The organism is Kribbella sp. NPDC048837, from assembly GCF_055586945.1.
The window spans coordinates 359,295-383,018 of sequence record NZ_JBVJHF010000004.1 but is presented as its reverse complement, the minus strand read 5'-3'; the positions used below and the strand labels follow the sequence as shown (position 1 = coordinate 383,018).

At 69.9% G+C, this 23,724-nt stretch carries 24 protein-coding genes; 6 read left to right on the top strand and 18 right to left on the bottom strand.

The genetic code is table 11. The features are described 5' to 3' along the window. Positions 1-227: 227 nt before the first annotated feature. On the top strand, positions 228-1,853 hold the full coding sequence (gene groL / locus ACZ6O0_RS21915; RefSeq protein ID WP_465766802.1) for a chaperonin GroEL: 1,626 nt from the start codon (positions 228-230) through the stop codon (positions 1,851-1,853). Between the two features lie 143 nt (positions 1,854-1,996). Here the strand turns inward: groL and ACZ6O0_RS21910 are convergent, their stop codons facing one another. Next, entirely contained in the window at positions 1,997-2,959 is a 963-nt protein-coding gene (locus ACZ6O0_RS21910) for a glycoside hydrolase family 6 protein (protein WP_465766801.1), read from the bottom strand. A 288-nt stretch (positions 2,960-3,247) separates the two neighbouring features. On the opposite strand from ACZ6O0_RS21910, the gene ACZ6O0_RS21905 reads away from it, so the two are divergent. After that, positions 3,248-4,180 carry a GNAT family N-acetyltransferase gene (locus tag ACZ6O0_RS21905; RefSeq protein ID WP_465766800.1) on the top strand — a complete coding sequence of 311 codons (933 nt, stop codon included), beginning with the start codon at positions 3,248-3,250 and terminating at the stop codon, positions 4,178-4,180. 146 nt (positions 4,181-4,326) lie between these two features. Beyond that, positions 4,327-4,782, top strand: a complete 456-nt coding sequence (locus tag ACZ6O0_RS21900; protein WP_465766799.1) for a hypothetical protein — start codon at positions 4,327-4,329, stop codon at positions 4,780-4,782. 6 nt (positions 4,783-4,788) lie between these two features. On the opposite strand, the gene ACZ6O0_RS21895 is transcribed toward ACZ6O0_RS21900, so the two are convergent. Beyond that, positions 4,789-5,976: an epoxide hydrolase family protein gene (locus ACZ6O0_RS21895; RefSeq protein ID WP_465766798.1), complete on the bottom strand. Its 1,188-nt coding sequence runs from the start codon at positions 5,974-5,976 to the stop codon at positions 4,789-4,791. A gap of 74 nt (positions 5,977-6,050) precedes the next feature. Between ACZ6O0_RS21895 and ACZ6O0_RS21890 the strand changes: the two genes are divergently transcribed. Both ACZ6O0_RS21890 and ACZ6O0_RS21885 read left to right on the top strand, forming a co-directional pair. Continuing rightward, positions 6,051-6,743, top strand: coding sequence for a Crp/Fnr family transcriptional regulator (locus ACZ6O0_RS21890; RefSeq protein WP_465766797.1), 693 nt, complete (start codon positions 6,051-6,053; stop codon positions 6,741-6,743). Next, positions 6,655-7,524 (top strand): NADP-dependent oxidoreductase, encoded by an 870-nt coding sequence (locus tag ACZ6O0_RS21885; RefSeq protein ID WP_465766796.1) that lies wholly within the window; start codon positions 6,655-6,657, stop codon positions 7,522-7,524. The genes ACZ6O0_RS21890 and ACZ6O0_RS21885 overlap by 89 nt, the downstream gene beginning before the upstream one ends. A gap of 45 nt (positions 7,525-7,569) precedes the next feature. Here ACZ6O0_RS21885 and ACZ6O0_RS21880 read toward each other — a convergent pair whose 3' ends face one another. The 12 genes from ACZ6O0_RS21880 to ACZ6O0_RS21825 form a co-directional block, all read right to left on the bottom strand. Beyond that, a complete protein-coding gene (locus tag ACZ6O0_RS21880) occupies positions 7,570-8,295 on the bottom strand; it encodes an FHA domain-containing protein (protein WP_465766795.1) in 726 nt (241 codons plus the stop codon). Further along, positions 8,292-9,569, bottom strand: coding sequence for a vWA domain-containing protein (locus tag ACZ6O0_RS21875; RefSeq protein ID WP_465766794.1), 1,278 nt, complete (start codon positions 9,567-9,569; stop codon positions 8,292-8,294). Before ACZ6O0_RS21875 ends, ACZ6O0_RS21880 begins: the two co-directional genes overlap by 4 nt. Positions 9,570-9,585: 16 nt before the next feature. Next, positions 9,586-10,653, bottom strand: coding sequence for a protein phosphatase 2C domain-containing protein (locus tag ACZ6O0_RS21870; protein ID WP_465766793.1), 1,068 nt, complete (start codon positions 10,651-10,653; stop codon positions 9,586-9,588). Further along, positions 10,638-13,019 carry a serine/threonine-protein kinase gene (locus tag ACZ6O0_RS21865; RefSeq protein WP_465766792.1) on the bottom strand — a complete coding sequence of 794 codons (2,382 nt, stop codon included), beginning with the start codon at positions 13,017-13,019 and terminating at the stop codon, positions 10,638-10,640. Before ACZ6O0_RS21865 ends, ACZ6O0_RS21870 begins: the two co-directional genes overlap by 16 nt. Beyond that, positions 13,016-14,140, bottom strand: coding sequence for a hypothetical protein (locus ACZ6O0_RS21860; RefSeq protein ID WP_465766791.1), 1,125 nt, complete (start codon positions 14,138-14,140; stop codon positions 13,016-13,018). Before ACZ6O0_RS21860 ends, ACZ6O0_RS21865 begins: the two co-directional genes overlap by 4 nt. Before the next feature lie 4 nt (positions 14,141-14,144). Beyond that, complete coding sequence (locus tag ACZ6O0_RS21855; protein ID WP_465766790.1) at positions 14,145-15,101, bottom strand: glutamate ABC transporter substrate-binding protein; 957 nt, start codon at positions 15,099-15,101, stop codon at positions 14,145-14,147. Beyond that, complete coding sequence (locus ACZ6O0_RS21850; RefSeq protein WP_465766789.1) at positions 15,098-16,432, bottom strand: hypothetical protein; 1,335 nt, start codon at positions 16,430-16,432, stop codon at positions 15,098-15,100. The genes ACZ6O0_RS21855 and ACZ6O0_RS21850 overlap by 4 nt, the downstream gene beginning before the upstream one ends. Further along, a complete protein-coding gene (locus ACZ6O0_RS21845) occupies positions 16,429-17,751 on the bottom strand; it encodes an AAA family ATPase (protein WP_465766788.1) in 1,323 nt (440 codons plus the stop codon). Before ACZ6O0_RS21845 ends, ACZ6O0_RS21850 begins: the two co-directional genes overlap by 4 nt. Beyond that, the gene (locus ACZ6O0_RS21840) at positions 17,748-18,320 is read right to left on the bottom strand and encodes a hypothetical protein (RefSeq protein ID WP_465766787.1); all 573 of its coding nucleotides are present in this window, start codon (positions 18,318-18,320) and stop codon (positions 17,748-17,750) included. The genes ACZ6O0_RS21845 and ACZ6O0_RS21840 overlap by 4 nt, the downstream gene beginning before the upstream one ends. 31 nt (positions 18,321-18,351) lie before the next feature. After that, a complete protein-coding gene (locus ACZ6O0_RS21835; RefSeq protein ID WP_465766786.1) occupies positions 18,352-19,623 on the bottom strand; it encodes a toxic anion resistance protein in 1,272 nt (423 codons plus the stop codon). A 121-nt stretch (positions 19,624-19,744) separates the two neighbouring features. Continuing rightward, entirely contained in the window at positions 19,745-20,200 is a 456-nt protein-coding gene (locus tag ACZ6O0_RS21830) for a dihydrofolate reductase (protein WP_465766785.1), read from the bottom strand. After that, a complete protein-coding gene (locus ACZ6O0_RS21825; RefSeq protein WP_465766784.1) occupies positions 20,197-20,988 on the bottom strand; it encodes a thymidylate synthase in 792 nt (263 codons plus the stop codon). The genes ACZ6O0_RS21830 and ACZ6O0_RS21825 overlap by 4 nt, the downstream gene beginning before the upstream one ends. A 33-nt stretch (positions 20,989-21,021) precedes the next feature. Here ACZ6O0_RS21825 and ACZ6O0_RS21820 point away from each other — a divergent pair, with 33 nt between their 5' ends. After that, the gene (locus ACZ6O0_RS21820) at positions 21,022-21,672 is read left to right on the top strand and encodes a peptidyl-tRNA hydrolase (RefSeq protein WP_465766783.1); all 651 of its coding nucleotides are present in this window, start codon (positions 21,022-21,024) and stop codon (positions 21,670-21,672) included. Here the strand turns inward: ACZ6O0_RS21820 and ACZ6O0_RS21815 are convergent. Genes ACZ6O0_RS21815 through ACZ6O0_RS21800 form a run of 4 tightly spaced genes read right to left on the bottom strand, consistent with a single transcriptional unit; the run spans position 21,651 to position 23,685 of the window. Further along, the gene (locus ACZ6O0_RS21815; protein WP_465766782.1) at positions 21,651-22,241 is read right to left on the bottom strand and encodes a dihydrofolate reductase family protein; all 591 of its coding nucleotides are present in this window, start codon (positions 22,239-22,241) and stop codon (positions 21,651-21,653) included. The genes ACZ6O0_RS21820 and ACZ6O0_RS21815 overlap by 22 nt on opposite strands. A 2-nt stretch (positions 22,242-22,243) precedes the next feature. Beyond that, the gene (locus ACZ6O0_RS21810; protein WP_465766781.1) at positions 22,244-22,849 is read right to left on the bottom strand and encodes a dihydrofolate reductase family protein; all 606 of its coding nucleotides are present in this window, start codon (positions 22,847-22,849) and stop codon (positions 22,244-22,246) included. A gap of 1 nt (position 22,850) precedes the next feature. Continuing rightward, positions 22,851-23,321: an SRPBCC domain-containing protein gene (locus tag ACZ6O0_RS21805; RefSeq protein WP_465766780.1), complete on the bottom strand. Its 471-nt coding sequence runs from the start codon at positions 23,319-23,321 to the stop codon at positions 22,851-22,853. 13 nt (positions 23,322-23,334) lie between these two features. Next, positions 23,335-23,685, bottom strand: coding sequence for an ArsR/SmtB family transcription factor (locus tag ACZ6O0_RS21800; RefSeq protein WP_465766779.1), 351 nt, complete (start codon positions 23,683-23,685; stop codon positions 23,335-23,337). Positions 23,686-23,724: the final 39 nt, after the last annotated feature.

Genomic DNA, 23,724 nt, shown 5'->3' with positions numbered 1-23,724 from the left:
CCGTAGCGGGGAGCTGGCTTGCACTCGCTTGGGGCGAGTGCTAATACTTGGTTAGCACTCCAAGGGTGAGAGTGATAAGACTCCCTGCCCGCGGGTGTGACAGAAGACGGCCTCGATGAGGTGCCGGAGACGTGGCGGGACGTGACCGTCGCGGCGCCGGCGCCGTCCGTCGCGGGCATCCCGGCCGGCTGAACCACAAAGACTCGACGCGGGAGGACTCGCGGAGAATGCCCAAGCTGATTTCTTTCAACGAAGAGGCGCGCCGTGGCCTCGAGCGGGGGATGAACACCCTCGCCGATGCCGTCAAGGTGACGCTTGGCCCGAAGGGCCGCAACGTCGTCCTGGAGAAGAAGTGGGGCGCCCCCACGATCACCAACGACGGTGTCTCCATCGCCAAGGAGATCGAGCTCGAGGACCCGTACGAGAAGATCGGGGCCGAGCTCGTCAAGGAAGTTGCCAAGAAGACCGACGACGTCGCGGGTGACGGCACCACCACCGCCACCGTGCTGGCCCAGGCTCTCGTCCGCGAGGGTCTGCGCAACGTCGCGGCCGGCGCCAACCCGATGAGCCTGAAGAAGGGCATCGAGAAGGCGACCGAGGCGGTCAGCGAGCAGCTGCTGGCGCTGGCCAAGCCGGTCGAGACCCGGGAGCAGATCGCTGCGACCGCCTCGATCTCGGCCGCCGACAACCAGGTCGGCCAGATCATCGCCGAGGCGATGGACAAGGTCGGCAAGGAAGGCGTCATCACCGTCGAGGAGAGCAACACCTTCGGCCTCGAGCTCGAGCTCACCGAGGGTATGCGCTTCGACAAGGGCTACATCTCGCCGTACTTCGTGACCGACACCGAGCGGATGGAAGCGGTCCTCGACGACCCGTACATCCTGATCGTCAACAGCAAGATCTCGAGCATCAAGGACCTGGTCCCGGTGCTGGAGAAGGTCATGCAGACCGGCAAGCCGCTGGCCATCATCGCCGAGGACATCGAGGGCGAGGCGCTGGCGACCCTGGTCGTCAACAAGATCAAGGGCACCTTCAAGGCCGTCGCCGTCAAGGCGCCGGGCTTCGGTGACCGCCGCAAGGCCATGCTGGTCGACATCGCCGTCCTCACCGGCGGCGAGGTGATCTCCGAGGAGGTCGGCCTCAAGCTCGACACCGTCGACCTGGAGCTGCTCGGCCAGGCCCGCAAGATCGTCGTCACCAAGGACGAGACGACCATCGTCGAGGGCGAGGGCGACGCGGACCAGATCTCCGGCCGGGTGAACCAGATCCGCGCCGAGATCGAGAAGTCGGACTCCGACTACGACCGCGAGAAGCTGCAGGAGCGGCTGGCCAAGCTGGCCGGTGGCGTTGCGGTGATCAAGGTCGGCGCGGCCACCGAGGTCGAGCTGAAGGAGCGCAAGCACCGCATCGAGGACGCCGTTCGCAACGCGAAGGCGGCCGTCGAGGAGGGCATCGTCGCCGGTGGTGGCGTGGCTCTGCTGCAGGCGAGCGTGCTGGCGTTCGAGAAGCTGGACCTCGAGGGTGACGAGGCCACGGGTGCCGCGATCGTGCGGTCCGCGGTCGAGGCGCCGTTGAAGCAGATCGCCGTGAACGCCGGCCTCGAGGGTGGCGTCGTGGTGGAGAAGGTTCGCAACCTCGAGCCGGGTCACGGTCTGAACGCCGCGACCGGTGAGTACGTCGACCTGATCGCCACCGGCATCATCGACCCGGCCAAGGTGACCCGCTCGGCGCTGCAGAACGCGGCGTCCATCGCGGCGCTGTTCCTCACCACCGAGGCCGTCATCGCCGACAAGCCGGAGAAGGCTTCGGCCGCTCCGGGTGGCGCGCCCGACATGGGCGGCATGGACTTCTGATCTGAGGTCCGACAGCACAGCAGGACAAAGCGGTCCCGGGCTCAGGCCCGGGACCGCTTTTCTGTTGTCTGTGGGGAGTTGTGGTGGGGAGGGTCCGACAGGACGGAGGTGGTCGTGGGGGAGCCCAGGTCGCTTTCTGTTGGTTAGGTGCCGGTGATGAGGTGGTTGGCTAGGGTCGGGGAGAAGGTGCCGGCGGGGGTTTGCGGGGCTAGGCCGCAGGGGCCGTCGGAGTCGCCGGGGACTTTGAGCCACGCGACGAGGTCGAGGCCGGCGGTCTGGGAGGGGGCGCTCGCGACCTGGGTGGGGACGCCGAGCTTGCGGCCGGGTGGGTTGCACCACTGGTTGGTCGAGCCGTTCCCGTTCCGGCTGGTGTCGATGACGAACTGCCCGGCCCCACGCAGCGCGGCCCTGATCGCGACGCCCTTCGCGACCGACTGCTCGGTCGTGTAGAAGTTCGACGTGTTCAGCGCGAACCCTCGCAGCTTCCCGACGTCGACCAGCCGCAGCCGCCGCGCCATCTCCTTCGCCTCGATCCAGGTCGCGTTCCCGCCGTCCATGTAGGCCCAGGTGTTCCGGTTCCGCAGCGCGAACTGGTTGGCGGCGTACTTGAGCAGCGCGATCCGCGTCGGGCGCTCGTTCTCGGGCAGGCAGTCGAGCTGCGCGAGCGCGTCCGGCTCGATCACCACGATCGCCGGCCGGCTGCCGATCCCCGCGGCGAACGCCGCGATCCAGTCCCGGTACGCCGCCGGCGACCCGGCACCACCACCGGAATGACCACCGCAGTCGCGGCCCGGGATGTTGTACGCGACCAGGATCGGCAACTTGCCGGCCTGGTCGGCAGCGCTCGTGTACGCCGCGACCGCCTTCGTGATGTCACCACTCCAGGCGCCGAACCACCGAGCTCCGGGCTGGTCCGCGATCTTCGCCTTGATCTCCGTCTCGCCCGGATGCGCCTTCACGTACAGCGCGGGAGTGGAATCCGGATCGACGTAGAGGCCACTGGTCTGCGCGAGCGGATTGCCGGTCGCGACGGCCAGCCCCGGTGAAGGCGAGCCGCCGACAAGGATGCCGGAAACGAGCAGGCCAATCACGGCCCTGCGGAGCATCGACATTGTGAATGAGTCCTTCCGTCCGGGGCGGGATGGTCACTCAACGTGCCGACGACGTTACCTTGCGAGCTTCTCATGGGCTTCCCGGTGGGGGCGACGCCGGTACATCCCAGGTGTGAATACGGTTGGACTATGACCCCGGCCGGGCCCTAGAGTCTGACCCGGCGAGAACGATCCGGAGCGGAAGGAGCGACCGATGAACACACTGACTTGTTTCCCGGCGCGACCGGTCCGCTCGCACAGCTCGCACTGAGCGGAGCCGCCGCGCCTCCTGTTGGAGGATTCGTGAGCATCCGCACCACCGTCGAGGCCGACCTCGGCACCATCCTTTCCCTGATCGAGCAGCAGTCGGTCAACACCGTCACGCTCGACCGCTACCGCCAGTACGTCGACGAGGGCTACTACCGCGACGACTGGACCTGGGTCGTCGAGGAGGACGGCACGATCCAGGCCCTCGCCATCTGGTGGGGCGCGCCCGGCGAGGACCACCCGTTCAGCATCGACGGCCTGTACTACGCCGGCGACGGCGACCCGGTCCCGGTCTGGACGGCGCTCATCGAGCACACCGTCGCGTCCCGTCCGGCCGATGCCGAGCCGCCGGAGTACCACTTCTTCCTGGACAGCGACTGGCAGGACAAGCCGGACGTGGTCGCCGCGCTCGAGCCGCGCCGGCAGGCGACCGCCGCGGCCGGGCTGACCCAGATCACCGACCGGCTGCGGTACGAGTGGAAGCCGGCGTACGGACTCCCGCCGCGGTCCACCCGGCTGCGGTTCGAGCCGGCCGACGACGAGGCGTTCGTGGACGTGTTCAGCCGGGTCAGCGAGGGCAGCCTGGACGCCGCCACCGCGCGAGAGATCGCGCGGCTCGGCGTCGAGGGCGCGGCCCGCGAGGAGCTGGAGATGTACAAGTCGATGCCGGGCGACCGGGCCTGGTGGCGGCTCGCGTACGACGCCGACGGGAAGCTGATCGGGTTCGAAGTCCCGTCGGCCAACGCCGGCGGTCCGGTGGTCGGATACCTCGGTGTGCTGCCCGAGCATCGCGGACACCGCTACATCGACGACCTGCTGGCCGAGATTACCCATCAGCTCGCGGAGACCGGCGCCGAGCAGATCAGGGCCGACACTGACTTCGGCAACGTGCCGATGGCCAAGAGCTTCGAGCGCCAGGGGTATCGGAACTTCGCGGTCCGCCGGGTGCTGTCCTTCCCGGAGGACTGAGCGGAGAACTGAACGGAGAGCTGAGCGTCTTCCCCCGGCGTGCCGACACGGCGTGCCGAGGGGGAGACGCCAGCCGCTCCGGCCCCTATGCTCCGTGACATGTCAGAGAGCTCCGGGGGGAGCGGGGGAGCGGGGGAGGCCAGGCGATGCGTGACATCGCGCTGATCCTGCACGTGGTCGCAGGAGTACTCGCGGTGCTGTTCGGCCCGTTGGCGATCGTCCTCACCTTGCGCCGGCGCGGACTCAACTGGGCCGGCGAGGTGTACCACTGGGCGATCGCGCTGGTCTGCCTGACCGCGCTCGTGATGGTCCCGTACGACTGGGGCCGGCTGTGGTACTTCTGGCCGATCACCATTGCGTCGTACCTGTTCGTGTATCTCGGCCAGCGGGCCGCCGAGGCGCCCGGCGGCCTCTGGTACCGCGGTGTGCTCCGAGGGTACGGCGGGGGCTGGATCGCTTTGTGGACAGCGATCGCGATCGTCAGCCTGCCGCATCAGCCGTGGGCGTGGGCGGTCCCGATCGTGGTCGGGTCGACCGTGATCGAATGGCTCTGCTTCAAGCCGTCGCCGAGCTGGACGCATGAGCCCCAGCCCGGCAACTGACGCCTGCTAACGCAGTTGCTTGAAGAAGGTACGCAGGTCGCCGGCGAGCAGGTCCGGTACCTCCATCGCGGCGAAGTGCCCGCCGCGCTCGTACTCGGTCCAGTGGCTCATCTTTCCGGCCGGATCCGCGAGGCTGCGGATCGCGGTCTCGGCGCCGAAGACCGCCACACCGGTCGGAGGTCCACTCACTTCCTGCCCTCCCCAGCCGCCCGAGTCCTGGTGCGCGAGCATCGCCTTCCAGGCCTGGACGCCGTCGTACACCGAGTGAGCCGTCGAGGCACCGGAGCCGGTGAACCAGTAGAGGCTGACGTTGGTGAGCAGCTGGTCGCGGTCGACCGCTTCCTCGGGCAGCTTGTGGATCGGGTCGGTCCACTCGGCGAACTTCTCCACGATCCAGGCCAGCTGCCCGATCGCCGAGTCGTTGAGTGAGTACGCCAGCGTCTGCGGCCGGGTCGCCTGCAGGAAGAAGTACCCATAGGCGTCATCGAGCGACTTGTTGAACCGCTCCGCCCGGGCTCGGTCCGACTCCGGCAACCCCTCCAGCGGAATCGGGTCGCCGAACGGCGCTCCCGCACTAACCCCGGCCAGATGTACGCCGACCACGTGCGCCGGATCCACCATCGGCAGCATCCCGGCGACGCCCGACCCCGCGTCCGTCCCGTGCGCGGCATACCGCTCGTACCCGAGCCGGCTCATCAGCTCGGCCCACATCTGCGCCACCCCGAACAGGTTGAACCCACCCGGCCCGAGCGGCGTGGAGAACCCGTACCCGGGCAGCGACGGTACGACGACGTGGAACGCGTCGGCCGCGTCTCCGCCGTACGCCTCCGGGTCCGTGAGCCGGCCGATCATCTGCTGGAACTCCACCGGGGAGCCCGGCCAGCCGTGCGTCAGGATCAGCGGCAGGGCATCCGGCGACGCCGACCGCTGGTGGAAGAAGTGGATCCGCTGACCGTTGATCTCGGTGATGAACTGCGGGATCTCGTTGAGCGCGGCCTCGGCGGCCCGCCAGTCGTAGCCGTCGGCCCAGTACCCGGCGAGGTCGCGCAGGTAGGAGACCGGAACGCCGCGGCTCCAGTCGTCCACGGCGGGTGTGGCCGGCCAGCGCGCACCGGCCAGCCGGGCCTTGAGGTCGTCCACCTCCGCCTGCGGGATCTCGATCCGGAAGGGCCTGATGTCCGTGTTCGTCGTCATACCTTCAGGCTAGGAGCGATTGCGGCGAGCTTCCTTCCGCAATAGAGAACGAATCCGAGCGGGACAATGGTCGGGTGACCAGTCACTTCGACCGCTTCCTGGCCCAGCTTCCGGCGGCCGACGCGGACCGCGGTCGTGGGCTGTTCCGCCCGGCCCGGGTCGAGCGCGGCGAGTTGCTGGTTCGGGCCGGCGACCGGCCGGACCGCGTCGGGTTCGTCGAGCGCGGCCTCTTCCGGCTCTACCGGTCCGACGCCGCCGGGACCGAGCGCACGCTCGCGTTCCGTGCCGAGGGCGAGCTGGTGTGTGCCTACAGTGCTGCGCTGCGGCGCGAGACCTCCCAGGTGACGATCGAGGCGCTCGAGCCGGCCGAGCTGATGGTCGCCCCGCGCTCGGCGTACGACGCGATGGTCGCGGCGAGCCCGGGCTGGCAGCAGCTCGTCGCCCGGCTGACCGAGGCGCTCTACCTGCGCGTCGAACAACGGCAGACCGAGCTGCTGCTCGCGGACGCGACCGCGCGCTACCGGCTGTTCCTCGACGGGCACGGTGACCTCGCGGCCCGGCTCACGCAGCGCCAGATCGCGTCGTACGTCGGGATCACGCCGGAGGCGCTCAGCCGGATCCGCCGGCGATTGATCTCGATCAACGACGACGGCCGCGAGGCTGCCTACGGTCGGGATCATGACGACGATGCGCGCGATGGCAACCGATCGGGTCGGCCCCGGAGCAGCTCTGCGGCCGCACACCCTGCCGGTGAAGGAACCCGCTGACGGCGAGGTCCTGATCAAGGTGATGGCCGCGGCGGTCAACCCCGCCGACCTCGGCATGCTGGCCGGCAACTACCGCTGGTACGACGAGCTCCGGTTGCCGCTCGTACCGGGGTACGACGTGGCCGGCGTGGTCGAGGGCGGCGACTGGGCGGCCGGGGCGGCGGTGATCGCGAGCACCGGGCACTCGCGGACGCAGGTCGGTGGGTTCGCCGAGTACGTGACGTTGCCCGCGGCTCAGGTGGCCGCGGCGCCGGCGAATCTCGACTGGACCGAGGCGGCTACGCTGCCGCTCGCCGGGCTGACCGCCCAGCAGGCGCTGGACCTCTTCGATCTCGCCCCGGGCAGCACGCTGCTGGTCAACGGACCGCGGGGTGCGGTGGGCCGGTTCGCGGTTGAGCTGGCGGTCGCTCGTGGGATCACCGTTCGCGCGCAGGACCGGGGTGAAGAGCCGGCGCCGGGCTCGGCCGATGCCGCCCTCGATGTCGTCGGCGGAGCGCGCGCTCGTGCGGCGTTCGCGGCGGTGCGGGACGGTGGGAGCTACGTGACGACCGTGCCGGAGTTCTGGGTGCCGGGTGGTCAGTTCACTCCCGACCGGGGGATCGAGCCGAGGATCGTTCGTGCCGAGCCCGACGGTCGGGCGTTGGACGGCATCGCGCGGGCCGCGGAGGCCGGTCGGCTGACAGCGACGGTGGCCAAGACGTTCGCGTTGACGGACGCGGCGGACGCCCTCGACCTGCTGCAGGCCGGAGGCGTCCGCGGCAAACTCGTGCTCGTCCCCTGACCCGGCTGGCCGGCCCGCAGCGGCTCGGAGCCGGCCCCGGCTGGCTCAGGCCTGGCCTGCTTGTTCTTCCGGGGTGGCCTTGCGGACGACGAGGCGGGTCCAGGCGCCGACGTACACCCGGTCGTCCGGGTCCAGTTCCTGGCGCTGGCCCGGGACGATCGGGTCCTCGGGGAGCGGGCCGGCGGCGGGTGCGACGTACGTGCCGTTGGAGGACTGCAGGTCCTCGACCCACCAGCGCTGGCCGTCCGTGGTGAGCTGCGCCTGGCGCCGGCTCACGCCGGTGTCGTCGCCGCAGTCGATCTCGGGGGAGATGTTGCGGCTGCGGGACGGGCGCCCGATCAGCACGCTCTTCTCGACCAGGGGGATCACCACCGGCAGGCCCGGCGACGGACACGGGTCGTCGCTCTGCTGAACGGCGTACCAGTCCGGGTCGACCCAGCGTTCGACCACCCAGTCGGCGACCGCGGTGGGCGCCGGCGGCACCGGCGGCGGGGTGGACAGGTCGAGGGACGAGGCCGCCCGCGGCATGGTGCCGGTGGTGAAGTCGTAGCCGCAGTTCTCACAGAAGAGGGCGTCGGTGGCCGCCGGCTCCGAGCAGTTCGGGCACGTCTGGGCCGCGGGTGCCGGTGCCGGAGCCGGCTCCGCGACGGCCGGGGCCGGCGTCTGCGCGGCGGCCGGCGCACCCGCCGCGGCGCCGATCGGCAGCCCGCAGACGTCGCAGTAGTCGGTCGAGACGGACGGGTGCCCGCTCGGACAGCTGACTGTCGTCATTTCTTCACCCGGGTGGTCTTGGTGGAGGCCGTGTCGAGTGCCATCTCGTCGGCTTTCTCGACCGTCCGCTTGAGCCGCACCGTACCCGCTTCCTGATCGTCGATGTCGACGACCTTGCGCAGCCGGGTGGTGGCCTCCTCGTTGCCGGTCTGGGCGGCGAGCTGGACCGCGCGGCCGAGCTTCGTGGTGGCCGTCGCGGTGTCGCCCGCGGCCTTCGCGGCCAGGCCTTCCTGGATCGCCTCGGCCAGCTCGGTCTGCCCGGTGTAGTGCGCGACCTCCGGGCTGATCCGGGTGGTCAGCGCCTCGTCGGCGGACCACAGCGCCTTGACCAGGCCCTGCGCGACCACGTCGGCGCCGAGCACCAGCTGCACCCGGGCGGCGAGCTGCTCCTGCCCGACGCCCTTGGCAGCCAGGCGGATCGCCACGTGATAGTCGCGGGACTCGTCACCCCACGAGCCGGTCGGGTACGAGCCGGTCAGCGCGTTGATCTCCGTACGGCGAGTGGTCAGGTCCTCGACCGTCGGCGCGACCTGGCGGACGAACAGCACCTCGGCACCCTGCGGCGCCCAGACCCGGAGGTCGGCCTGCGCGACACCGCGGCTCATCGCGTTCCGGATCAGCTTGGAGAACTCGGCCGCCAGCTGGTCCGGCGCCGGGATGATGTCGACTGTGCCGAGGAGTGCTTGGGCGATCCGCCGTACCTCGTCGACCTGCCAGGCCACACCGACTCCGCGGCAGTCGCACTGGAACTGGCCGGTGACGGCCTGGATGGTCTGGGTCAGCACCTCGGGCGTCTCGTGCTGGTTCTCGCCGTCGGTCAGCAGGATCGCGTGCTTCTGGGTCAGCGACGGCACGGTCGCGAACACCCGCGACGCGAGCCGCAGCCAGGTGCCCATCGCGGTGCCGCCGTCGGCGTAGAAGCGGGACACCGCGTCCTTGGCGGCCTGCCGGGTGAACTGGTCCATCCTCACCATCACCGGCTCCGGCGACGGCGGGAACGCCAGCTGGGCCCGGTCGTTGCCGGAGATCACCGCGAACCAGACCCCGTCGAGGATCTGGTCGAGCGCGGTCTGCGCGGCGAACGCGGCGGCCTGGACACCCTCGCGGCCCATCGAGCCGGAGGTGTCGACGATGATGATCTCGCCCGCGTCACCGCTGCCGGACTGGCCGGCCGCGCCGGCGCCGACGCAGTTCACCGTGACGATGGCGTGCACATCGGTTCCGCCGTCGGGCAGGAACTCGTTCTGGTAGACGGTGGCGGAGAACTCGGCCATCTCGGGTCCCTTCCCTTTAGACGCGTGCGAGCGCGACGGTGATGTTGTCCTGACCGCCCTGGGCGTTGGCCCAGTCGACCAGGGCGGACGCGGTGGCTTCGGGCTCGCCACCGTTCGCCGCAGCGGTCTGACGTACGAGGTCGGCCAGCGGTGCCGCCTCGGAGCAGTAGTTCCACAGGCCGTCGGAGCAGACCACGACCCAGCCCGGGCCGGTCACGTGGACCGTTGTCGTCCGAGGGGTGTGTTCCGGAGCGTCCTTGCCGAGCCAGCGGGTGATCGCGTGCGCGTGCGGACCGGACTCCGCCTCGGCGCGCGAGATGCCGGTCGCGATCAGCTCCGCGGCCCAGGAGTCGTCCACGGTGAGCGCGACGGCCTCGGCTTCGTCCGGGAACCAGTACGCGCGACTGTCCCCGACGTTGCCCGCCACCAGCAGGCCGTCCTCGAGGACCGCCGCCACGAACGTGCACGATGCCGGGTTCGGGCTGTCCGGACTCGTGTTGTCGATGACAGCCTCATTGGCCGCATCGGCCGCCGCCTTGAGCCGGGCCACGATCGCACTGCTCCGGGACGACTCGGTGCCCATGCCCTGCGCGTGGCCCGCAGTCAGTACGTCGCGAGCTGCGCGGGCCGCGGCCAGCGAGGCGACATCCGAGTCGAGTGACGAGCTGACGCCGTCGCAGACGACCAGTAGCGCCCGGCTGCCCGGCTCAGGGTCCGCGGCGATCGCCATGGCGTCCTCGTTGCGGCTGTGCCGGATGCCTCGGTCGCAGACCCCGGCCACCCACGGCGACGGCTGCTCGCTGAAGTGATCGCGGACCTTGGCGGCCTTGGTGCCGCACGTCTCGCAGTAGCCCTCCGCACCGATCACACCGCCACAGGACTGGCACGGGCCTGGCACCGGAGCGGAGCCGGTGTTGATCTCGACCGTCGGCTCGGTGTCCGTGTCCAAGGCGGGCGTGCTGGGCGCGGTGGTCCCCGGGTTGAGCTCGGCGCCGCAGGCCTCGCAGAAGCGATCGGCCTCGGACACCGGCCCACCGCAGCTGGGGCAGACCGTCTGGGTCGTACTCGTCATCGCAACGTCCATCCTCGAACCTCGTTGGCCTGGTCGACCAGGGCGATCCGTTCCGGCCGGCTCCCGGCCTGGTCGGCCAGTTGCCGGTAGGTGGCCTCGAGCCCGTCCCGCAGGGCCGGCTCGGTGGCCTCCCGGCCGTCGATCCGCAGCTCCTTCTGCGGACCGGACTGCTGGACCTCGGCCAGCGCGGTCCGGAACACGTCCGCGGCCAGATGGGCCCGGTCGACCGGGTCGATGGTCAGCGTCTCGATGCTGTCCATCGCCTGGGCGAGCGCGGGAAGGCCACGGCCCGATCCTGCCAGGAGTCCGGCTCGCTGGCGACGAGCCCGCACGTACGAGCCGCTGGTGCGCGGTACCAGGTCGAGTGCGGCGAGCGCACCGTCGAGGTCGTTGCGCTGCGTGCGGATCGCGGCCAGACCGAAGGCCGAGGGGGCGATGTAGTTGGCGTCGGTCCGGGCGCAGGTCAGGTAGAGGCCCTCGGCAACGTCGTACTCACCGCTGAGCTCACAGGCGATCCCCAGCGCGAGCTTCGGCGCCAGCTCACCCGGGACCTGGCCGTAGACGGCGTTGAAGGCGGACTGAGCGGCAGCCGAGTCGCCACGGGCCAGCGCGACCAGGCCGGCCATCCAGACGGCCCGCCACTCCCACGGGTCCGCGGCCAGCAGGTCGGCCACCGCGGTGTCGACCATCTCGTAGCGGAACTCGCCCACCTCGAGCGCGGCCTCCGCGACCTCCAGCAGGGTCTGCGGGGACTGCTCCGGCGCGTCGACCAGCAACTCGAGCCGCTTGGCGGGGTCCGGCACGCTGACGGACTTCAGCCAGCCCGCCATCTTGTCGCTGTCGTCCGGCGCGAGGGAAGGCAGCTGCTGCCACGGTCCGGTCGTGTCACCCAGGCCGGACGCCTTGTCACCCGGCGTACCGAACAGCAGCGACGACGCGGAGTGCTGGGCCGCCTTGGTGCCCTGCTTCTCCGCGACGACCTCACGCAGTACGCCGAGAAGCTGCACGCGGAACTCGTCCGCGGTCTGGAATCGGTCCGCCGGGTCCTTCGCGCAGGCCTTGGTCAGCAGGCGGTAGACCGAGTCGTACTTCTGGAACAGCGGTACTTCGTTCACCGGCGGCAGCGAGTCGACGTACCGCGACTGGTAGCCGCGGAACTCCATCGCGAGCACGCAGAGTGTCCGGCCGAGCGTGTAGATGTCGGAGGCGATCGACGGGCCGACCTCGGCGACCTCGGGCGCTTGGAAGCCGACCGTGCCGTAGATCGCGGAGTCCAGGTCGTCGATCCGCCGGACACCGCCGAGGTCGATCAGCTTGACCGCGTCACCGACCTGGATGATGTTGTCCGGCTTGAAGTCGCAGTACACCAGGCCGAGGTCGTGCAGGTAGGAGAAGGCCGGCAGGATCTCCAGCAGGTAGGCGATCGCCTGGTCGATCGGCAGCGCGTCGTACTGCCCGTTGTTGGCGGCCATCCGTTGCTTGAGCAACGTCTTCAGCGAGGTGCCGCCGACGTACTCCATCACGATGTAGCCGGCGCCGTCGTGGGTGACGAAGTTGTAGATCTCGACGATCAGCGGATGCTCGACCCGGGCCAGGAACTGCTGCTCGGCGATCGCGGCCGCGACGGCGTCCGGGTCCTCGGAGTTCAGCAGGCCCTTCAGCACCACCCACCGGTCGGACACGTTCTTGTCCCGGGCCAGGTAGATCCAGCCGAAACCGCCGTGCGCCAGGCAGCCCGCCACCTGGTACTGCCCGCCGACCAGGTCGCCCGCGTGCAGCTTGGGCGAGAACGAGAACCGGCTGCGGCACTTCGGGCAGAAGCCCTCGGTCCGGCCCGGCTCACCACCGCGGGAGCGGCCGACCGGGTTGCCGCAGTTCGGGCAGTTCCGGCGGTCCTCGGGGACCATCGGGTTGGCCAGGATCGCTTTGCTGGCGTCGATCGCGGGGATCGTCGGTACGTGCGTCAGACCGGCACCGAGCCGGGCTCCGCGCAGCCGGGTGGACGACGTACCGAGCTTGCGGGTCAGCTTCGATCCGGCCTGGGCGGCCCGGGCCGAGCCGAGGGGGGTCGACGCGAGCCGGTTGGACGCGCGGGACACGGTCGACGGCGTACTGATCGGGTCGGGGTCGCTGGTGGTCACGGCCGGGGCGCCGGACACGGCCGACGGGCTCGTGGTGCCGTCGGGCGCGGGGGATCCGCAGACGTCGCAGTACCCGTCGACGAACGTGCCGGTGCAGCCGGGCTGGTTGCAGGCGCCGCTCGACGGGGCAGCCGATGCGGCTGGTGCTGCGGCCGCCGCGGGGGATCCGCAGACGTCGCAGTACCCGTCCAGGATCGTGCCCGTGCAGCCGGGTTGGGTGCAGGCGGTGGTCGTCATTTCGTCCCTCCTGTGGCTTCCAGGTAGGCCTGGTACGCCGTCACGAGTGCACCGAGCCGGAGCGTGTCGACCGGCTCCGCCGCGAGCACCTGGCGGCCGCGCCGGTACAGCTCCGCGAGATCTTCGTTGCCGGGGGCAACACTGCTCCCCTTCACCTGGTACGCGTCCAGCCGGGCGGCCAGCTCGTCGCGGCGTTCGAGGGCGGCGCCGTACGCCGCCTGCGCCTGACCGAGCGCCCGCCGGACGGCGTCCAGGCGGGTCAGGTACTTCTCCAGTTCGGCCGGGGTGTTCGGCACCGGGCCGAGTGCGGTCACGTCGGGTACGGCGAGTCGCGGGGCCGGTGTGACCGCGGCGACCGCCTTGTCGGCGAGGGCGCGGACCGCGGTGCCCTGAGCTTCCAGATCACCGCGCAGAGTGCGTGCCCGGGCGACATCGGCCGCGCGCTCCTTGCGGGTCGCGGCGCCGACGATCAAGTCGCGCTCGGTCCGCGCCGCGTCGATCTCGAGCGGACCGATCAGCCCGCCGATGTCCGCACCGCGCTTGTTGCGCTCGGCCAGGTCGGTGACCCGGCGGTCGAGATCGTGGTGCTCGGCGAGCGCAGCGTTCCGGACGGTGGCCGGCTCCTGCTTGACCAGGTCGCTGATCCGCTCGACCTGGGCGCGGAGCTGGCGCAGGTGGGCGGCGAGATCGGCGTCGCCGGGCTCCAGCGCCAGCTTGGCCCGCAGGCTCGACGCGAGCGCATCCGACAACTTGCATGCCTCAGGCAACGAAACCGCGAGCGACCCGCCGGCGCCGCCGGTGTCCAGACCGCCCCAGATCAGCGTCGAGATCTGCTCGGTCTCCTTCACCCCGACCCGCCCGGAGTCCCAGGTCACCAGGATCAACTCGTACCGATCCGAGACGGCCTTCCACACCGCCATGCTGAGTACGACGTCCGCACTCAACGCGTCCGCGTCCGGCGCGTGCAGAGCGGCCTGGTCCAACTCGTCGAGCTCAGCCTTCCGCCGATCCCGCCACGTCCCCAACGCATCGAGGAACGGCAGCAGCTCGGTCGCCGGAACGCTGCTCCCCATCCGCCCCGGCGGCGCCGGCGCACTCGCCGTCGGCGTACGAACAGTCATGGCTTCACCGGCCGTACACAGGTGTCGGCGGAGCCTTCAGCTCACCCAGCGCAGGCTTGAGCCATGTGTTGTACGACGTCATCCAGCGGCCGTCTGCCTTCATCTGCGCGAGCACGCCGTTGACGAACCTCACGAAATCCACGTTCGCCTTCGGGATCCCCAGGCCGTACGGCTCCTCGCTGAACCTCTGGTCGAGCACCTTCGCGTACGGGTCCTGGGCGACATCGCCGGCCAGCACCGTGTCGTCACCGCTGATGCCGTCCGCCTTGCCCTGCTGGAACAGCACCAGGCAGCCGGTGTCGGTGTCGGCCGTGATCGGCTTGACCGCCGGGTTCGCCTTCCTCAGGTTGTCCAGGCTGGTCGACCCGGCCGGGGCGCAGATCGTCTGGCCGGACAGATCGGCCACCGTCTTCGCCGTCGAGTCGCTCTGCACCAGTGTCTTCTGGCCGGACCGGTAGTACTCGGCGGAGAAGGCGATCTGCTGCCACCGGGCGCAGTTGATCGTCATGTTCCGGGCGACGATGTCGACCGAGCCGGCCTGCAGGGTGGGGATCCGCTGCGGGCTGGAGATCACCCGCAGCTCGAGGTGACCCTTGTCGGTGCCGAAGATCGCCGTCGCGACGGCCTTGACCATGTCGATGTCGAAGCCCCGGATCTGGCCGGTGATCGGGTCCCGCGCCCCGAGGTTGAAGCTGTCCGCGGAGACCCCGGCGATCAGCCGCCCGCGCTGCTTGATCTTGTCCATGGTGGTGCCGGCCGGCATCACCCCGGGAGTAGGCAGCGGCCCCTCCGGAGCGTACGACGCCAACGGGTTCCCGCAGTTGGGCTGCGCGGCCGGCGGTGCCGCCGAGGTCACGGTCGGCTGCGGCTTCGCGGGGATCTCGGTCGCGGCGTAGTTGCCGGATCCGCAGGCGGTCAGCAGGAGCGCGGCGGTGACGGCGATCGGGATGAGCTTCTTCATCGGTATTCCCCCAGTCGCTGTGACATGCCCCAGGCCACCAGGAGCGCGGCGACAATGCCGATCGGGAGGCCGAGCCAGCCGATCGGCGGGAGGCCGTCGCGGGCGTCGGTCAGCTCGTTGCTGACCGCTTCGCTCGTGGTCTGCAGCTGTTCGGCCGAGCTCTTGTCGAACGCGCTGAACGTGTCGACGGAGTCGTTCTTGTTCTCTTCGCTGCCGACGGCCAAGGCCACCGCGCCGTCCCAGTCGCCACCGGTGTCAGCTTTGCGGACCTCGCCGTGGACGTCCTTGTACGCGGACCACAGGCCCTGCAGGCCGTCCGTCGTCCCCGAGCCCTTGCTCAGTTGGTCGTCGACCACCGCGGCGGCGTCGTTGTAGGCCTTGTCGAAGGCGTCGCCCGAGCCGCGCGCGATCAAGGTGAGGCTCTCGTTCGACCTGGCGTCGTACGCCGCGATCCGGGCCCGCGACAACGCCAAGGTCTTCGCGTAGGCGTCATCGCCGGTGTTGGATGCGTCACTGGCCGCGTTGGAGAGCGCGACTCCGCCGACGATCGTGGTGAGCAGGACGAGCAAGGCGCCGGCCGCGATCGGAACGTTGATGTAGCGGTGGGTGCGGCGGGCCAGCCAGCGCAGCGTGATCACCAGTACGACGAGGGCCAGCACGCCGCTCACGAGAACCCAGATCGTGCCCAGTCCGACCCCGTCGAACTCGGTGTCGACCCGCTCCTCGTTGGCCTGCACCAGCGCCTTCACCAGCGGGAGCGAGTCGTTCTGCAGTACGGCGTTCGCGTTCTTCAGGTACTGCGATCCGATCGGGAGGCCCTGCCGGTTGTTCGCGCGGGCCTGCTCGATCAGGCCGTCGTACGTGATCAAGGTCTGGTTGAGTGCACCCAGCGCCTGCTGGTCGGCCGGCTGGGCGGTGGCGGCCTCCGTGATCAGCGCGGCGGCGTTGGCCATCGAGTCGACGAAGTGCTGTCGCTGCGCCGGCGGCTCGAGACCACCGACCAGGAAGGCGTTCGTCGCGTCCGCGTTCGCGCTGACCAGATTGGTGTGGATCGCCTGGATCCGGACCAGTTGGGCGGTGTTGGCCTCCGCGCGGTCGAGGGCCCCGTCGGACTGACGGAAGCCCTGGGCGGCGGCCAGGCCGAAGACCACGCACATCGCCGCGGCGAGGATCAGGAAGGCGCGCATCCGGCCCGGTGTGCCCTCGAACCACGCGGCGACCGCGCGCCGAGGGGTAGGCCTCCGGGCGCTGGGCGGCTGCGCGGTGGTGCTGCTCGGTTGCTGCGCCGGTGGCGACCAGGTCGCGGGCGGCGCACTCTGGGTTTGGGTCACGCCTCGTCTCCTTGCTCGGACTGGTCTTCTTCGTCGCTGAGGTCGGTCGCGAGGATCTGACGCAGTTGCTCGGTGGTGGGTGCCGTGACGTCGCGAAGCCGCCAGGCCTGCCGGCCGATCGCCGCCTCCAGCACGTTGCGGGCGAACCGCCCGTTGCCGAAGGAGCGATCCCGGGGCGTCGCCGCGAGAATCTCCCGGAACCTGTCCAGAGCCTCGGGGACGAACTCGTAGTCGGCGGCGTCCGCGAGGCCGGTGAGGATGTCGGTCAGCTCGTCGTCGGTGTAGTTCTCGAACCCGATCGTGGTCCGGAACCGGCTGGCCAGTCCCGGGTTCGCCGCGATGAACGCTTCCATCGGCTCGGGGTACCCGGCAACGATCACGACCAGGTCGTCGCGCCGGTCCTCCATCTCCTTGACCAGGGTGTCGACCGCTTCCCGCCCGTACTGGTCGGCGCCGTTGTCGCCCGCGGTCAGGCTGTACGCCTCGTCGATGAACAGCACCCCGCCGGCCGCGGACGCGACCACGTCGGCGGTCTTCGTCGCGGTCTGGCCGAGATACCCGGCGACCAGTTCGGACCGGTCGACCTCGACGAGCTGTCCTTTCGACAGCAGCCCGAGCGCCTTGTAGATCCCGCTCACCAGCCGCGCCACCGTGGTCTTGCCGGTGCCCGGATTCCCCACGAACACCAGGTGCCGTGTGATTGTCGGGCTCTTCAACCCGGCCTCGGTCCGCAGCTTCTCCACCCGCAGTACGGCGACCTGCCGGTGCACTTCCCGCTTCACCCGAGCCAGCCCGGTCAGCTCGTCCAGCTCGGCCAGCAACTCTTCCACCGTCTTGGCCGGCTCTTCAGGCTTCTCCTCAACCGGAGCCTGCGGAGTGCTCTGGACTGCCGGCGTCGTACCGACCTGCAGCGGCCGGGCGCCCGCAGCCTGCAGTTGCGCGGCCGCAGCCACAGATGCATTCCCGACAACCCGCATGGTCGGCTCACCGAGGGTGCAGGCCGCCGAAGCCACTTCGGCGAGCGCCTCCGCATATGCGGTCTTCTCGGCGGAGCCCGCGGCGACCAGCTCGCTCAGCACCGCCGTCGGCGCGCCTCGCCAGCGACGACCTCGTACGGCGGCGTCGAAGAAGTCCTGTGTGGTCGCACCGGGGCTGGCCTTGGCCCAGTCCGCGGGAGCACCCGAAGCGGACTCCGCCAACGCCGCGGCCAGCGAAAGCCCCTCCGCCTTGGCGGTCTCCTCGGCGATCCCCGCACGAGCGGCTACCGCAAGCAGCTCTGACACTGCTTGCTGGAGTGACTTGCCCCCCTGGCCGCTCATGCCCCTCCTCGTCCAGCTGGTGGTTGCAGTGGTCCGGTGTCCGGTGGTGGCGTCGACTGTGTCGGGCCCAGCGCCAGGCCTCCGCCGGTGGAGCCGGTGCCGAACTTCTCTTGCAGGAACCGGCCGTGGGCGATCAGCGCCGCCGCGTCGGCCCGGTTCACCGCGTCGAACACCTTGTCCATCGTCGCGGCCAGGAGGTCCAACTGATCGATCAGGATCATCAGCGACGTCTTGCCCCGGTCCACCGGCCGCGTGTCCGCCCACTGCCGGGGCAGTCGCAGGTAGCCGCCGATCGCCTCCGGCAGGTAGTCGGTCGCCGTCGCCATCACGGAGTACGCCTGGGCGCTGCCGCCGAGGTTCCCGAGCCGTGGGATCGTCTCGCGCACGGTCCGGACCACCCGGTTGACCCGGGACGCGACCACGGCCGGTACGGCGCCGTCCGCGACCAACTGCTCGACGCGGACCAGCGCCGCGAGCAGGTCGTCGTTCGTCGGAGCGCGGGGATACGGGGCAGGCTCGGGCTCCTGCTTGCGGCCGGTCAGCCGCGCCAAGAAGTCACCGAGTGTCATGCAGTTCCCTGTCCCCCAGTTGACTTCTGCTTCAGCGACCGAGGTCGAGGTCGAGGCTGCCGTGGACGACCCGCTGGTCCTGCTGGGCGACCCGGTCCAGGTAGCTGCGGGACTTGGTCACCTCGGTCTCCAGCGTGCCGATGGTGGCGGCCATGTTGTCGAGCGCCTCGACCTTGAACGTGTCGATCGCGTCCATGGTCGCGTAGATGTTCGCGAACGCGGCCTGCAGCTGCGGCAGCCCGATCGTCGCCGACGCGGCCTGCTGCTGGATCGCCACCGAGTTGTCCCGCAGCATCTGCGAGGTGCGCTCGATCATCCCGCTGGTGGTCGTGTTCAGCGCGCTGATCTGGTCCAGCACCAGCTTCTGGTTGCTCAGGGCCTGCGCGACGATGACCGCCGTACGGAGCGCCGAGACCGTGGTGGTCGACGCGCGGTCGACGCCCTTGATCAGCTCGATGTTGTTCTTGATCACGATGTCGATGGCCAGGTAGTTCTGGATCGACACGGCCAGCTGGGTGAGCAGGTCCTGGTGCTTCTGCCGGACGTAGAACAGCACGTCCTCGCGGAACGCCTTCGCCTTGTCCGGGTCGGTCGCCTCCAGTTCGGCGATCGCCGCGGACAGTCGCGAGTCGAGCCGCTCGGCGACGTACACGTACTGGTTCAGCCGGGTCATCGCGTCCCAGAGGTTCTGCTTCTCCAGGTTCAGCGCGGCGTTGTCCTTGCCGAGCTCGTCCTGGCCGTTGCGCAGCGCGTGCAGGATGCCGTCGAGGTGACTCTGCGCGCTCTGGTACTTGCGGAAGTAGTCCTCGATCTTGTTCCCGAACGGGATCATTCCGAGCAGCTTCTTCGGCCCGGCGGCTTCCTTCGGGTCGAGGTCCTCGACGGTACGGCGAAGGTCGAGCAGCGTCTTGCCGACGGTCGACCCCTCGGACAGGCCGCCTTCCTGCAGCGCCCGGACCGGCGCCTTGAGCAGCCGGTTCGAGCTGTCCGCGGCAGCGCGGATGTCGACGTCGCCCATGCTCCGGACGTCACTCGCCTTGGCGGCGAACTCCGGGGACCGGGGCTCCGCGGTCATCAACGCGGACAGGAAGGTGTCGACCTTCGCGTCCAGCCCGGGCAGGGCCGCCGCGTCCACGGCAGGCGCCAGACTCGGAGCGGCCGTCGCCGCAACCGGCTGTGACGGCGGCGGAGCGGTCAGTATCAGTCCCGGAGCCGTGGCCGTCGGCGGCTGCAACGGCGCCACCGCGGGCTGCGCGGCCGCGGGCTGGGCGGCCGCACCTGCTGTGTTGTCTGCTTCGGTCATCGTCGTTCCCCTCCGGTGGCCTCCGCGAGGCGTCCCCTCGCCCGCGCACTGTCACCTCCGTGACGCGCACACAATCTACGCGGTTCCCGGTCTTCCTGGTCAGGTCGTTAGCTACTCGTTGTTAGCTGCGGCGGTAGCTGACGAACGAGAAGCCGTCGTGGGGCTCGCGGGCGGTTTCGGTCCAGGCTGCGTGGTCGAGGGAGGGGAAGGTGACGTCGCCGTCGGGGGACTGGTCGACCTCGGTGAGTTCGAGGCGGTCGGCGTACGGGAGGGCCTGGCGGTAGATCTCGCCGCCGCCGGCTATGTAGAGGTCGCTGTCGTACTTGAGTGCTTCTTCGAGGGTGTGGACGACCTCGACGCCGTCGGCGCACCAGTCCGGTTGGCGGGTGACGACGACGGTCCGGCGGCCTGGCAGCGGGCGGCCGATCGAGTCGTAGGTCTTGCGGCCCATCACCAGGGTGTGACCGAGAGTGAGCTGCTTGAAGTGCTGCAGGTCCTCGCGGATCCGCCAGGGCAGGTCGTTGTCCCGCCCGATCACACCGTTGCGGCCGACCGCGGCGATCAGGATGACGCTCATACCGCGATGGGCGCCTTGATCCCGGGGTGCGGGTCGTATCCGACCAGCTCGACGTCCGCGATCTCGTAGCCGTCGATCGAGTCGCGCTTCGCCAGCTCGAGCCTCGGCAGCGGCCGGGGCTCGCGGGTGAGCTGCAGACGGGCCTGGTCGAGGTGGTTCAGGTACAGGTGGGCGTCGCCGAGCGTGTGCACGAAGTCGCCGGCCTCGAGCCCGGTCTGCTGCGCGACCATGTGGGTCAGCAGCGCGTACGACGCGATGTTGAACGGGACCCCGAGGAAGATGTCGGCGGACCGCTGGTACAGCTGGCAGGACAGCCGGCCGTCGGCGACGTAGAACTGGAACATGGTGTGACAGGGCGGCAACGCCATGCTGTCCACGTCCGCGACGTTCCACGCGTTCACGATGTGCCGGCGGGAGTCCGGGTTGTTCTTGATCGACTCGATCACGCCGGCGATCTGGTCCACGTGCCGTCCGTCCGGCGTCGGCCAGGACCGCCACTGGTAGCCGTACACCGGCCCGAGCTCGCCGTCCGCGTCGGCCCACTCGTCCCAGATCGAGATGTTGTTCTCGTGCAGCCACTTGATGTTCGTCGAGCCGCTGAGGAACCAGATCAGCTCGCCGATCACCGACCGCAGATGCAGCTTCTTGGTCGTCACCGCCGGGAAACCGTCGCGGAGGTCGTAGCGCGACTGGTGGCCGAACACGCTCAGCGTGCCGGTCCCGGTCCGGTCGCCCTTCCGCACCCCGTTGTCCAGCACGTGCCGTAGAAGATCCAGGTACTGCTGCATGGGCTCAACTTACCGCCCTGGCAGACTCGCAGCGTGGAACAGGTGCTCACCCTCGTCGTGCGAGTCGAGAAGAACGCGCGGCCGGCGCAGACGGATGCGTTGGAGACGGCGGCGCGGGCGGTGCTGGCGATCCTGGCCGACGAGCGGTCGGCGGATGCGGGGGAGTGGGCCGGGGCGATGCACGCCTGGCAGGACGACCGGATCCGCAAGATCGTGAAACGTGCTCGCGGCATCGAGTGGCGCCGGGCCGAGGCGGTGCCGGGTATCACGATGACCGGGGTGACCGCACAGGTGCGGGTGTTCCCGCCGACGCCGGTCGATGCCGTCCCCGCGGAGCTCGCCAATCTGCAGGTGAGTGGCACGGACTTCGAGGATCCCGAGGAGCTTCCGGCGCTGGAGCCCGGCGTACCGGCGCTGTGGTTGAACCCGGGGCTGGAGATGTCGAGCGGTAAGGCGATGGCGCAGTGCGGTCATGCGGCGCAGCTCGCCTGGTGGGAGTTGTCGGCCGAGGCGCGCAAGGAATGGGCTGCGGCGGACTTCGCGCTGGCCGTCCGTACGGCGACTCCGGCGCGGTGGACGGAGTTGCTGGCCAGCGGCCTACCCGTGGTCCAGGACGCGGGCTTCACCGAGGTGGCGCCCGGGTCCCGGACCGTGGTCGCGGCTCATCCCTTGCTCACGCGGTAGTGCAGGTGGGTGACGCGGTCACCCTCGATCACCTTCGGGTCGTCCAGCAGGATCTGCTCGCCGACATAGTCGCCGAAGAAGCGGATTCCGGTGCCGAACACGACCGGGACCAGGTTGTACGCGATCTCGTCGACCAGACCGGCGGCCAGGGCCTGGCCGGTCAGGTTGCCGCCGGTGACCGAGACGTCGTGCTCACCGGCGTACTCCTTGGCCTGGGCGATCGCCGCCTCGATGCCGTCGACGAAGGTGAACGGCGCGTCGGGGAACGGCCAGTCCGTCGGGGGCTCGTGAGTGACGACGAAGACGTGCTCGCCGACCGCGGGGACGCCGTTCCAGCCGTTGGTGATGTCGAACAAGCGCCGCCCGATCACGCACGACCGAACATTCGGCCAGGTCGAATCGATGTAGGCCGCGCTGGCCGGGCTCAGGTGGAACGGCCGGCTCCGGTCCGTTCCGTACCTCTCGACCAGTCCGTTGTAGTACCAGTCGAACAGCGGACCGACCCCGTCGTCGGTGTCGGCGACGAACCCGTCGAGCGACACCACAGCAGTCGCGATGACGTTGCCCATGGCTACTTCTCCTTCACGACGCGGTAGGTGAGGTGCTGCGCGGACGGCGTCGAGACGCACTCGACCAGCTCCACCCCGACAGCCGGTGCGGCGGTCGCCGGGAACAGCCGGGTCCCGTCACCCAGTACGACGGTTGCCACATGCAACCGCAGGACATCGGCCAGCCCGGCGGCGAGCACCTCGTGACAGACCTGCCCACCGCCCATCACGTAGACGTCCTTGTCGCCGGCGGCGGTCCGGGCCCGCTCGACGGCCTCCTCGACGGTGCCCGCGAACCGGAATCGATCGCCCAGCCGGGTCTTCTCCGGTGGCGAGTGGGTGACCACGAAGACCGGCGGGTTCACCTCCCCGGTCGGCTTGGCGCCGTACCCCATCTCCTCGTTCCAGCCGCCGGGTGCGTCGATGACGTCGAACAGGTTCCGGCCCTGGAGGACCGCGCCGGTCGCCTCGAAGGCGGAGTCGAGTACGGCGCGGTCCGCGTCGGTGCCGTGGAAGACCCAGTCGTGCAAGGCCTCGCCGCCGTCACCGAGCCCGTTGTCGATACCCGCGTCGGGCCCGGTGACGTAACCGTCCAGCGACACCGAGATGTCGATGACGACCTGACCCATGTCAGCTCTCCTTGGCGAGCAGCTCGGCCAGGCGGTCCATCGAGTCGTTGATGCCGTTCGCCATGCCGTACTCGATCGACTGGTCGCGGCTCTCCACCGACGGGAACACCGACTGCTGGTGCAGGCGGACGCCCTTCTCGGTCGGCTCGAGCGTCATCTTCTCCAGGCAGACCTCGCCGGGCGCGCCTTCCCACTCGAAGGTCTGGATGATCAGCTTGTCCTGCTCCACGGTGTGGAAGACGCCGCGGAAGGCGTACTCCCCGGATTCGTCCTTGTGGATGTAGCGGTACGTCCCGCCGGGGCGGACGTCGTACTTCTCGACCGTCGCGTCGAGGTCGCGCGGGCCGAGCCACTGCACGACCAGATCCTTGTCGGTGACGATCCGGAACAGCTGCGCCGGGGTGGCGTCGAACTCGCGGGTCACCTCGACGAACGGGGTGCCGGCGGGGGTGTTGATGGTGGTGCCGCTCATGGTTCCTTCTCCCTCACTTCGTGGTCTTCGTCTCTTCCTCGTGCATGCCCTTCAGCACTGCTTCCATCCGGCGGAAGCGGCGTTCGGTCTCGAGCCGGTACTCGTCGATCCAGCTCGTCAGTGCTTCCAGGGCGGCCGGCACCAGGTGACAGGGACGGCGTTGCCCGTCCCTGGTCCGGGTGATCAGCCCGGCGGCCTCGAGCACCTGGATGTGCCGCGACACCGCCTGCTTGGTGATCGGGAACGGCTCGGCCAGTTCGTTCACGGTGGCCGGCCCGCGGGACAGTCGCGCGATCATCGCCCGCCGGACCGGGTCACCGAGTGCGGTGAAGGCCCGATCGAGCTGGTCGTCGTCAACTGACATCTTTATCAACCATTCCCTTGATCAACCGATGTGTTGAAT